General features: G+C 65.5%; 5 protein-coding genes, 1 tRNA gene and 3 pseudogenes. 7 read left to right on the top strand and 2 right to left on the bottom strand.

Annotated features, from left to right (window positions below; translation table 11 throughout):
- The first annotated feature begins 165 nt into the window (after positions 1-165).
- Positions 166-251: transfer RNA gene (locus L1066_RS07145), tRNA-Leu, on the top strand.
- Between the two features lie 410 nt (positions 252-661).
- Here L1066_RS07145 and L1066_RS29110 read toward each other — a convergent pair.
- Positions 662-1,570: pseudogene (locus tag L1066_RS29110) on the bottom strand (IS982 family transposase).
- 590 nt (positions 1,571-2,160) lie between these two features.
- Between L1066_RS29110 and L1066_RS28500 the strand changes: the two are divergent.
- The 4 genes and pseudogenes from L1066_RS28500 to L1066_RS07115 all read left to right on the top strand — a co-directional run bounded on the left by L1066_RS28500 (position 2,161) and on the right by L1066_RS07115 (position 7,989).
- The gene (locus L1066_RS28500) at positions 2,161-2,487 is read left to right on the top strand and encodes a LysR family transcriptional regulator (RefSeq protein WP_376707655.1); all 327 of its coding nucleotides are present in this window, start codon (positions 2,161-2,163) and stop codon (positions 2,485-2,487) included.
- Positions 2,403-3,056 carry a LysR substrate-binding domain-containing protein gene (locus L1066_RS07125; RefSeq protein WP_235735661.1) on the top strand — a complete coding sequence of 218 codons (654 nt, stop codon included), beginning with the start codon at positions 2,403-2,405 and terminating at the stop codon, positions 3,054-3,056. Before L1066_RS28500 ends, L1066_RS07125 begins: the two co-directional genes overlap by 85 nt.
- Before the next feature lie 376 nt (positions 3,057-3,432).
- Entirely contained in the window at positions 3,433-6,819 is a 3,387-nt protein-coding gene (locus L1066_RS07120; protein WP_235735659.1) for a pyruvate carboxylase, read from the top strand.
- Between the two features lie 514 nt (positions 6,820-7,333).
- Positions 7,334-7,989 (top strand): annotated as a pseudogene (locus tag L1066_RS07115) (helix-turn-helix domain-containing protein).
- Between the two features lie 571 nt (positions 7,990-8,560).
- On the opposite strand, the pseudogene L1066_RS07110 reads toward L1066_RS07115, so the two are convergent.
- A pseudogene (locus tag L1066_RS07110) lies at positions 8,561-9,807 on the bottom strand (CaiB/BaiF CoA transferase family protein).
- A gap of 264 nt (positions 9,808-10,071) precedes the next feature.
- Between L1066_RS07110 and L1066_RS07105 the strand changes: the two are divergent.
- Entirely contained in the window at positions 10,072-11,109 is a 1,038-nt protein-coding gene (locus tag L1066_RS07105; protein WP_235735658.1) for a cupin domain-containing protein, read from the top strand.
- Positions 11,110-11,280: 171 nt separating this feature from the next.
- Complete coding sequence (locus L1066_RS07100) at positions 11,281-12,024, top strand: fumarylacetoacetate hydrolase family protein (protein WP_235735656.1); 744 nt, start codon at positions 11,281-11,283, stop codon at positions 12,022-12,024.
- The last annotated feature ends 40 nt before the right edge of the window (positions 12,025-12,064 follow it).

Below are 12,064 nucleotides of genomic sequence, written 5' to 3'. Positions count from 1 at the left end.
TGTCTCCTCCTTCCGTGCGGTTTCGGGTGGTCGTTCGAGCGCATGCGAGACCACCGGCTGCGGTGGCCTCGCGGCGATGCTATCCGTGCAACCCTTGCAGATCGCTGCTTCCGCCCCGCGGTTTGGGCGATTCGAAGCGCGTGGGATAACCTTGCAACGCTTCAAGCGCGAGTGGCGGAATAGGCAGACGCGCACGGTTCAGGTCCGTGTGCCCGAAAGGGCGTGGGGGTTCAACTCCCCCTCGCGCACCACAGTGTGATCGACGGAACCCCAGGGCTGACCCTGGGGTTCCGTCCGTTTCGGGGACGTACCCGAAGACCCTCGGAGTTCAAGGGGGCGCCGGACCTACTTCGGAGGTTCTGCCCTGGCTTGGATCGAAACACGCAAACGTCAAGACGGCGGGCTCTCGGCCCGCGTCAGCTGGAGGCTCGGCGGGCGGCGCACCGGCTCCCGCCAGACCGAAGTTTTCGGCGCGCGCCGACTACCACGGCCTGATCCACGGAATCCTCGCCTACGCCCTCAAGCGGGGCTGGATCACCGCGAACCCCTCGCCCGGCGCGGCCCCATGAGTATCGTGAGTGAAACAGTCCCGACCGGAGCTGCGGTTCCTCACCGAAGAGGAGGTGAAGAAGGCGATTACCTGGACAAATTCCAAGGAGTGTCAGTGGTCGTAGCCCGTCAGTGAGCGTGGCGCGCTGAGTCCGAGGTTGTCGTTGTGCCAGATCGCGGTCAGAGCGAGGATGCGTTGGGCGATGCGGGTGCAGACACCGGCGGTGGTCTTGCCTCGGTGACGCTGGATGCCGAGTTGGGTCTTGAGGGCGGCGTTGACGGACTCGATGACTTGGCGCAGGGGCTTGAAGAACTCGCGGCCGGCTCGGCGTTTCTCGCCCTTGCGGGCTTTGCGAAGCAGTTCGATCCCGGCCTGCTCGAGACTTGCCTCGGCGGCTTTGCCGTAGTAGGCCTTGTCAGCGATCACGACGTGTCGCCCGGTCCTGCTCAGGGCTGGAGTATTGGCCAGGATCGTTTGCAGGACCTCGCGTTCGTCGGCCTTCGCGCCGGTCAATGCTTAGCCGACAGGTAGGCCGTGCAGCGTGCAGATCAGGTGCAGTCGCAGGCCCCAGAAGAACCGGGAACGCGAGGCGCAGTAGCCGTACTCGGCCCATCTGGCCAGGTCAGAGTGCTTCACGGTCTCCCGCGAGCGGGCACACTCGACCGGGGTGGAGTCCACAACCCATACGTCGTCTTCGGCGATGCTGGTCTGGCGACCAAGCTCGGTGGTCAACCAAGTCATCGTGGCGGCGGGTTTGCGTAGGCGCTTGTTCTAGCCCGACGGCAACGGCAGGGTCGGGAACATCGCGAGAAGGTTCTTGTGGGCATACCGCAGCCATTGGGTCTCGTTGTTGAAGCCCAACGGCGCCTGCACGACCACCAGCGTCAGCATCTCGGCGTCGGTGGTCCCCGGGAGGATTCCGATTCTCGGGCGCGCAGGAACACGCTCGGGATTGGCGCGCAACAGGTCGTCGGTCGTTACGTAGAGTGCGGTCGCGAGGCTGTCCAGATCGGTGTCCACCAGGCCTCCAGAGCTTGAGTTTGGTCGCAACACCGACTCGTGGACACCCGCGACCTACTTCATCGATACCGCACCGCCGTACCCCTTGGAATCAATCATCTAGTCAGAACCAGTTGGTGTTGCGACGACCCGTGGAATTCTCCCTACGGATCCGGGCCTCGTCCGTTTCAGGGCTCCGGATGTCCGGCTCCGCTTCCGGCCCACCTGTTGCGCTCGATTGCCGTACGCCCCGACTGATTCTTCGACCCCCGCGGGTCCGGACATCAGCGGCGTCCGCGGAGACGCCCGGCTGGATGATTGACACGTCCGCCCGATTGGTGTTGGTCGGTGTGGCCGTGCGACGGCGCGACCACGGGGGTCGGGGGACATGACCGCCGCAGGCTGAAGCAAGCTAGTCAGGATCGTGCCGCGGCGCACCAAGGTCGGCGTCCCGGTCCGGTTTATCACTGACGATCGATGTGCTCCGCACGCCGTCCTCGATCTGACCGCCACCGGCTGGCCCACCACGTGGGATGCTTGCACCGGGCCGAGTTGATGACCGAGATTCTCGAATGCTGTTCTAGCAACCCATGCGCTGAGAACATAGGCCTATGGATCTGGATACCATTCGCGCATTCCTGACCGTGGCTGACGGCGGTACCGTGACCGAGGCGGCCGAGCAAGCCCACCGGACCCAGCCGACGGTGTCGCGGGCTCTGGGCCGCCTCGAGAGGGAGGTGGGAACGCCACTGTTCCAGCGGGTAGGGCGCGGGCTGGTGCTGACCCTGGCGGGTCGGGAGCTGGTGCTGCATGCGCGGGAAACGATCGAATCCTACGAGCGGGGGTGCGCTCGGTGCAGGACATCACCGCTCCGGACGGCGGCTTCGTGCCGGTCGCCTTCCTGCATACCCTCGGCACTTGGCTGGTACCCGAGCTGATCCGGACCTTTCGTACCGAGCGGCCGCAGGTGCGTTTCGACCTACGACAACACGGTGACGAGGGGCTAATCGACGACCTACTTGGGGGCGCTGTCGATCTGGCGATCACGGGCGCCGGGCCGGACCTGCCACAGCTGGAGAGTCGGCGGCTGTTCCTAGAGCCGCTGCGGCTGGTCGTACCTCCGGACCACCGGCTCGCTGGTCGGCGGTCTGCCCGACTCAAGGAAGTCGAGAACGAGCAGTTCATCGTGCTCAAATCCGGGTTCAGTCTGCGGGCGGTGACCGAGGAACTATGCGCTGAGATCGGCTTCACACCGCGGATCGGGTTCGAGGGTGAGGAGGTCGAGACCCTGCGGGGGTTGGTGTCGGCTGGCCTGGGTGTTGCTCTGCTGCCCGAGCCGCGCGGTGGCGCGTCCACAGCTGGACCCTCGATCCGGGTCAGAGACGTGCGCGCGTCCCGGGAAATCGGGTTGGCTTGGGTCCGTGACCGCAGCTTGCCGCCGGCATCGGCACTCTTTCGAGAGCACGTGCTTCAGGTCAGCAGAAAGATCCATGTGTCTGGCGCATAGATTCATCGAAAACTAGGCATTGGACGCATTCAACTCCGGTCTGCAGGATGGTGATGTCCATCACCACCGGCCCGAGGAGCTCTGTTGACCGACATCGAGTTTGCCGTGACGCAGCGGTGGCGCGAAGTACTCACCGCTGTCCCTGATCTCAAAGGCAAGGCGCGTAGGAATCTGGTGGACCAGGTGCGGGCAGAGGAGGCCCCTGCGACTCGTCTCCGGAATGTCGCGACCTTTGTTCCCGGTCCATGGCTCCATCCTGCTTGTCCTATGACCATCGACTGATCGAAAGTGCGATCGCCGGTGCTTGACGGCGACCTCGCTCGTCCGCCGGTGACGCACGACCCCTTTCGCTCCAACTATGACCCGCAGGAGTTCCATGTTCTCGAAGGTTCTGGTCGCCAACCGTGGCGAGATCGCGATCCGTGCGTTTCGCGCGGCGTACGAACTGGGGGCGGCGACGGTTGCCGTGTTCCCTCACGAGGACCGGGGTTCCGAGCACCGATTGAAGGCCGACGAGGCCTACGAGATCGGCGAGCGCGGTCACCCGGTGCGCTCATACCTCGATCCCGAGGCGATCGTCGCGGCGGCCGTGGCGTGCGGTGCCGACGCTGTCTACCCGGGCTACGGCTTCCTATCGGAGAACCCGACGCTCGCTGAGGTGTGTACGGCGGCCGGGATAGCCTTCGTCGGGCCTTCGGCCGAGGTGCTGACCCTGACCGGCAACAAGGCGCGGGCGATCGCGGCGGCCAAGGCGGCGGGCGTGCCGACGCTCGCCTCGGTCGCGCCTTCGACCGACGTCGACGCCCTGGTCGCGGAGGCTGAAGCGATCCCGGCGCCCCTGTTCGTCAAGGCGGTCGCGGGTGGTGGCGGCCGCGGCATGCGCCGAGTCGACGATCGAGCTCAACTGCGCGAGGCGATCGAGACCTGCATGCGCGAGGCGGACGGTGCGTTCGGCGACCCGACGGTTTTCATTGAGCAGGCGGTGGTCGACCCGCGACATATCGAGGTGCAGATCCTGGCCGACGGCGCCGGTTCGGTCATCCACCTGTTCGAGCGGGATTGCTCCGTGCAGCGGCGACATCAGAAGGTCGTCGAGATCGCCCCAGCTCCCGGGCTGGACCCTCAGCTGCGGGACCGGATGTGCGCCGACGCGGTGCGCTTCGCCCGCGAGATCGGCTACTCGTGCGCCGGCACGGTGGAGTTCCTGCTCGACCCGGCCGGCAATTACGTGTTCATTGAGATGAACCCGCGGATTCAGGTCGAGCACACGGTGACCGAGGAGGTCACCGACATCGATCTGGTCCAAGCCCAACTGCGGATCGCTTCTGGCGAGACCCTCGCCGACCTCGGGCTGTCGCAGGACAGCGTCCGGCTGCGGGGTGCGGCACTACAGTGCCGGATCACGACCGAGGACCCAGCGAATGGCTTCCGTCCCGACACGGGCACCATCACGGCGTACCGCTCGCCGGGCGGCGCGGGTGTGCGGGTCGACGGCGGTACGACCTTCGCCGGCGCCGAGGTCAGCCCACATTTCGATTCGATGCTGGCAAAACTGACCTGTCGTGGCCGCACCTTCGAGGACGCCGTGGCGCGGGCGCGCCGCGCCGTCGCGGAGTTCCGAATCCGCGGTGTGGCCACCAACATCCCGTTCCTGCAGGCACTGCTCGATGACCCTGACTTCGCAACCGCGGCCACGGGTACTGTGACGACGTCGTTCATTGAGACCCATCCGCAGCTACTGACCGCGCGTGCGTCGGGCGACCGTGGCACCCGACTGCTCACTTACCTGGCCGACGTCACAGTCAACCAGCCGTATGGCGCGATCGACGTCTCTGTCGCGCCGGTCGCTAAGCTGCCCTCCCTCGACCTCGCGATCGATGGACCCGACGGTTCGCGGCAGCGGTTGCTCGCGGTCGGGCCCGCGGCTTTTGCAGCCGAGCTGCGCGCCCGCCGCAGCGTCGCCGTCACCGACACCACCTTCCGCGATGCCCACCAGTCGCTCCTCGCTACCCGGGTGCGCACTCACGACCTGGTCAGCGTAGCTGGTCACGTCGCCCGGATGACGCCCGAGTTGTGGTCGCTGGAGTGCTGGGGCGGCGCGACGTACGACGTCGCGCTGCGCTTCCTTTCCGAGGATCCGTGGGACCGGCTGGCCAAGCTCCGCGCGGCAGTGCCGAACATCTGCCTGCAGATGCTACTGCGTGGCCGAAACACGGTCGGCTACACGCCGTACCCAACCGCAGTGACCGATGCCTTTGTCGAGGAGGCTGCTGGTACCGGCATCGACGTGTTCCGGATCTTCGATGCCCTCAACGACGTCGAGCAGATGCGGCCCGCGATCGAAGCGGTCCGGGCGACCGGTATCTCGGTCGCCGAGGTTGCCCTCTGCTACACAGGTGACCTGTCCTCGCCGGGCGAGCACCTCTACACGCTCGACTATTACCTTCGCCTGGCTGAGCGGATCGTCGATGCCGGCGCGCATGTGTTGGCGATCAAGGACATGGCCGGGCTGCTGCGCGCCCCCGCCGCTGCGACACTGGTGACCGCGCTACGGGAACGCTTCGCCCTGCCGGTCCACCTCCACACCCACGACACCACCGGCGGCCAGCTCGCCACCCTCGCGGCGGCCATCGGGGCCGGCGTCGACGCGGTCGATGCTGCCACCGCCTCAATGGCCGGAACCACGTCCCAGCCGCCGCTGTCCGCGTTGGTGGCCGCGACCGACCACTCGCCGCGCCCCACCGGTCTGTCGCTGGCGGCCGTCAGTGCGCTTGAACCCTACTGGGAGGCGGTTCGACGTCTCTACGCGCCCTTCGAGTCCGGGCTGCCTGCCCCGACCGGGCGCGTGTACCGCCACGAGATCCCCGGCGGTCAGCTTTCGAACTTGCGCCAGCAGGCGATCGCGCTCGGTCTCGGTGAGAAGTTCGAACAGATCGAGGACATGTACGCCGCGGCCAACGACATCTTAGGCCGTGTCCCGAAGGTCACCCCGTCGTCCAAGGTGATCGGCGACCTCGCCCTCGCCTTGGTCGCGACCGGCGCCGACCCGCAGGCATTTGCGGCTGATCCGTCGTCGTACGACATCCCGGCCTCGGTCGTTGGTTTCCTCCACGGCGAGCTCGGCGACCCACCCGGCGGCTGGCCCGAGCCGTTCCGCTCCAAGGCAATCGCTGGCCGCCCCTGGACCCCACCGATTCCAGAGCTCTCACCCGAGGCCCAAGCCGGACTGGTCTCCGAGCGCCGCGGGACGCTGAACGAGCTACTCTTCCCCGGACCGACTCGGGAGTACGCCGAGGCCCAAGCCCGCTGGGGTGATCTGTCCGTAGTACCCACGGCGGAGTTTCTGTATGGCCTCCAGCCCGAGACCGAGCATGCCGTCGACATCGACGAGGGCAAGCGGGTCTTGATCGAACTCGAGGCCATCAGCGAGCCCGACGAACGCGGCTACCGCACGGTCTTGGCTCGCCTCAATGGTCAGATCCGTCCCATTTCCGTCCGCGACCGCGCCGTCTCCGCTGAGGTCGCTGTCGCGGAGAAGGCCGACCTCGCCCGGCCCGGCCACATCGGCGCCCCCTTCCAAGGCGTCGTCACCGTCAGTGTCGCCGAAGGCGACGAGGTCGCCGCCGGCGATACCGTCGCTACCATCGAGGCGATGAAGATGGAGGCCTCGATCACTGCGCCGTTCGCGGGTGTGGTGCGACGGCTGGCGTTCAGCGGCACGCACGCGGTCGACGGCGGGGACCTGGTGCTTGAGTTGGATTGACCGGGGCGGGACTGTCCCACTTCACGACTCGCGGTCGGTTTGCATACAGGCGGACACGTGCGCCCAACCCTGTGCGCTCGGCACAGGATTTCACCGCTCTCCTTCACCTCTGTGTCGGGTCACGCGTCGTCGCACGATCGGGGCGCGACTGCGGCTCGCTCAACGCCTTCGCTCTTGCCGGCGTCTGGATCACGGCCCCACGGACCATTCCGGGTCGGCCCAGTCACACCGATGAGTAGTCGCGGCTGGCCATGTGGCGCGGCGGCATCTCCCCTCGCCACATCTCGACTCATCGGGCCGCCGAACCAGATACATGGCCCGCACCCAACCTCGGACTGAACGCAGCGACCGGCCTAATTGATCTCGCACGCTGTCGGCGAGCATACGTAGATCGCCAGGTTGAAGAGTACTAGTTGTAGTTGCTCATGAGGTTGGTGTCACCGGGCTGTAGGTCGTGAGGGAGGGGCAGGTCCCCGGCGGCAAAGATGGAAATCGACCAAGACAACCGTCGCCGATACCAAGGACCTGCCCTGGGACCCACCGTAATGCCCCGCTGACCCCTGAAGGCCGTTTGCGGTTGGTGCTGCGCTGCCGCCACCGCCCGATCGCGCACATCCCCGCCGAAGCAGGCGCCTCCTGCCAGCGTCTGGGCAAGTGGGTGGCCCGCTACCGCGAGCACGGCGAAGCCGGCCTTGACGACCGCTCGAGTGCACCTGCTCATCGCCCGACCCAGACCCCGACGGCGGTAGTCGAGCAGATCGCGGTGATGCGGAAGAACAAGTGGTCAGCACGCCGGATCGTGCGCGAGCTCGCGGTCCGCGACATCACCATCTCGGTCGCGACCGTGACCCGCTGGCTCCACAAGCTCGGCCTGCACCGACTCGACCACCTCGACCTCGACGGCGAACCATTGCGCAAGCCCGGCACCATCAAGGCGTGGTGGCCCGGGCACATGATCCACATCGATGTGAAGAAGGTCGGCCGCATCCCTGAGGGCGGCGGGTGGCGCATCCACGGCATCAACTCAGACCAGGCCCGCGACCGCCGCGACGCGATCGCCACCTTGAACCTGCACTACAACTACCATCGACCCCACAGCGCCGCCGGCAACCAGCCCCGGCCTCACGCCTTCCGGCGGGTGTCACCAACGTCATGAGCAACTACAACTAGTTGTCATGCCCGAGCAGATCGGTCCCGCGCTGTGACGACACTCCGTTTGACCCGCAGATGGGCGAAGGCCTCCCGGGTGTGGAGTGGAGCTGTCTAGGAACCGTTCCCGCTTCAGGAGGCATTGATGCCCGATGTTGCCCAAGCCGACCCAGCCTGAAACCTTGCGCCCGGCTTGGCATGCAGTGCTCGGCCGCGCACGCTGAAGCTGTCATGCATCGGCCAACAAGATCCAACTTCATGCCCTATGCGCAGTAGGGCCAGGACGAGTGCGAACGTTGCGGACTGTGACGACTTTGTTCCGATGCCTGAGCCGGGCCAGTGCGGGCATGATGTTTACGACCGACAGCACGCGCCCCCGCCGGGCTCGCTGCGAGGGGGAGATTGCTCCGTTGCAGAGTGGAGTTGGACGCGTCCAGCCTAATGTCGCACACCCACGTTCTGATTCCGGTGTCGGATCGATCACTGATGGAGCGCACTCTTCTCGGATGCTGAGCCAGTCGTGTTGGCAGTGTAAAAGGCGTGGCCTAGCGGGACTACCTTGAGAAAGTTGCGTGTGTCCTTTGGCGAACCCTCAGATGATGCCGTCTGCAGAGAGTTGAGTGAGATCGGACTCCTCCAGGCTGAGCAGGTCCCGATAGACGTCAACGTTATGGCTGCCAGGCTCAGGTGGTCCGGCCCATCGCACTGAACCGGGTGACGCGGAGAAGAGAGGCACAATGCCCGGACCGAGCACCGCTTCGTCGAACCGTTGGTCGTAGTGAGAGACCAGTGCTCCTCGGGCAGCGAACTGGGGGTCTTTGATGATGTCGGCGGCATCAGAGATTCCACCGACTACAACACTTGCCTCGTGGAGGATCGCGGTCACCTCGGCCGCGGTCTTTTCGTACACCCAGGCCGCGATGATTTCCTCAATTTGGTCCTGATTCTGACCCCGTGCCTGATGGTCGATGAACCGTGGATCCGTCGCTAGGTCAGGCCGATCCATCGCGTTGCAGAGCCTGCCGAAGACGGTGTCTTGGTTGGCGGCCACGATGACCCAGCGTTCGTCGGCGGTCCGGAAAAGGTTGGACGGGGCGATGCCGTCAAGACGGCTGCCGCCTGGCCGACGTATGCGTCCCACCTTGTCGTACTCGGGGATCATTGACTCGGTCAGGGCCAGACACGCCTCGGTCAAAGCGATATCGACGACCTGCCCCTCGCCAGTGCGGTCACGGTGCAGGAGGGCGGCCAGAATGCCTTGCGTGGCGAATAGGCCGCCGAGCGAGTCTCCCAACGAGATGGCCATCCGCGGAGGGGCTTCCCCGGGTAGCCGTTGATGGCTCGCAGGCCTCCCACGGCTTCAGCGGCCGAGGCATAACCAGGCCGGGACGCGTGGGGGCCAGTTTGACCGTAGCCCGACAGCCGAGCGAGAACTAGGCCGGGGCGCACCGAGGAGAGACGCTCCCAACCGAGATTCCATCGCTCCAGCGTGCCCGGACGGAAGTTCTCGATTACTACGTCGGCGACGGACACGAGATCCAAGAACATGTCCTGGCCCCGGCCCGAACGGAGATCAAGGGTGATGCAACGCTTGTTGCGCGCGTGAACAGTCCACCAGAGGCGGTGGCCGTGATAAGACTCCTGTCCCCAGTCACGTAGCGGATCGGGGCGATCAGGGGCCTCGATCTTGATGACGTCAGCGCCGTAATCGGCAAGAAGCCGACCGGCGAAAGGACCCGCGACGACAGAGCCGAGCTCCAGGACTCGCAGGGAAGAGAGCGGGCCGGTCCGGACCTCCGTCGCCTGGGCGGAGGGCTGGTCGGATTGTTCGAAGGTCATGGGTTCCTCGGCTTTGCGCATTGACGTTGCAGGTTGTCCACCTTAGAATACTCCGTGTACTGACGAAATAGCGCGACTGGCCGCGGCATGGCCCGGAAGCGCCCGACTTCGTCGCCGTTGGCGGGGAGATCGGCCAGACACCGATAAAGGGAAACGCGTCGCCACCTACGTGGTCCGGCTCCTGTTGCCGATGTCTTAGGCGCCTTGCGCTATGTCCTCAGATCTGTCCTGCCGAACAGCGAACAGCGACCAGGGATCCATTAGATGACGATGATCACGAACAATGAAGATGCTTACCGAGGCCTAGCGGCGGAGGGTGCTGCGCCGCTGTGGAGATACCTCGGGGATCTGTTCCGGCCCGAGCCGAAGTCGGTCGCGGTTCCGACGGTGTGGCACTACGAATCGCTGCGTAAGTACGCGATGTACTTCGCCGAGCACCTACCTATCGAAGATGCTCAACGGCGGGTGTTGATGTTGGTGAACCCTGGCTTGCAGGAACCGCCGGCGACAGTCAACACGCTCTATGCCGGTATCCAGATCCTGCTCCCCGGTGAGCAGGCGCCCGCGCATCGGCACACTTCGAATGCCTTCCGATTCGTCATCGAAGGCTCGGGCGTCTACACCACCGTTGATGGTGAGCGGGTGCATATGCGACCCGGCGACCTCCTCATGACAGCCGGCTTCCAATGGCACGACCACTTCCATCCAGCGGATGAGCCGATGATGTGGCTCGACGGCCTCGATTATCCGCTTGTCAATCTCCTCGAAGCTGGATTCTATGAGCGGCATCCCGATGAGTTCCAGGAATCAACCGTCGCTGATGACGCGTCCACGCGTCAGTACATTCACGGGCGGCTCAACCCGACGTGGTTGCATCGCGACTCACCCAACACGCCGATCGGCAACTATCCGTGGGCCGAGACCGAGCGCGCGCTCGCGGCGATCGGTGACGATGTAGACGGCTGCGAACACGATGGTGTCGCGCTGGAATACACCAATCCACTCAACGGCGGGCCGGTTCTGCCGACGATCGGATGTCAGGTCCAGCGGCTCCGGCCGGGGTTCGTCGGTCGTCCACGTCGCTACACACCCAGCGTGATCTGCCACGTGGTCCGAGGACACGGCACGACGCAGGTGGGCGACGTCACGCTCGACTGGCACCCCAACGACGTCTTCGTGATCCCGGGATGGTCGTCATACCAACACCGCAACGCCTCCCGTGATGAGGACGCGGTCATCTTCGCCTACTCCAACACACCGGTGATGAAGGCATTGAACCTCTATCGCGAGGAGGCGCTGTGAACGCCCAGACCAGCGGAGCAGCCGAACACCCCCACCGTTCTCCCGAGCTCGAAGGAGTAGCCAGCCGTGCGTGTAGCCAGTTTCAATGATGGCCGAGTCGGACTCGTCGCAGCAGGACAAGTCCGCGAGGTCTCCCAGTTCCCTCCAGCTGCGCCTGGCCAGTCGAGCGCGATGCGGCGATTCATCCATGCCTGGAGCGAAGGCGAGCAGAACCCCCACCTTCTCGACCCGACCGCGCTCAGCGACGTCACTCTGATGGCTCCGGTACCGGACCCCGGCAAGATCTTCGCGGCCCCGGTGAACTACCGCGATCACCAGCTCGAGATGGACGAGGCTGTTCAGGTCTCTGGCCTCGGCCTCTTCCTCAAGGCGCCCACGTCGGTCATCGGGCACGGCGGGCAAGTGCAGCTCCCCTACCTCGATCGGCGGTTCGATCAGGAGGGCGAGGTCGCCGTCGTGATCGGTCGACGTGCTCGACATGTCAGCAAGTCCGATGCGCTCGACCACGTCTTCGGCGTCACCGCACTCCTGGACATGACCATGCGCGGCGGTGAGGATCGATCCACTCGCAAGTCGTTCGAGACCTTCACCCCGATGGGGCCCTGGATCGTGACGTTGGACGAGCTCCCCGGAGTGGAGAGTCTGACCTTCTCCTGCCGGGTCAACGAGACCGTCCGACAGGACTCCTCCACCGCAAGGCTGATCTGGGGTATCGCCGACCTGGTCAGCTACGCCTCGTCGATCACGACACTGGAACCCGGGGACGTCATCACCTCGGGTACGCCTGCCGGGGTCGGCCCGGTCGAGGACGGGGACTCGATCGAGGTCACGATCGATGGTCTGGGTGGGAGTCTCCGCGTTTCCGTGAGCACCGAGGGCGCAGTGCCGTGCCCGACGAAGGTCGAGCAGGGCTGAGCGATGGGTATCGCGCGATCGGGGCCGGTGTCGGCGACAG

This window comes from Nocardioides alcanivorans (assembly GCF_021555175.1).
GTDB lineage: Bacteria > Actinomycetota > Actinomycetes > Propionibacteriales > Nocardioidaceae > Nocardioides > Nocardioides alcanivorans.
This window is presented reverse-complemented; position numbering and strand designations above follow the sequence as displayed.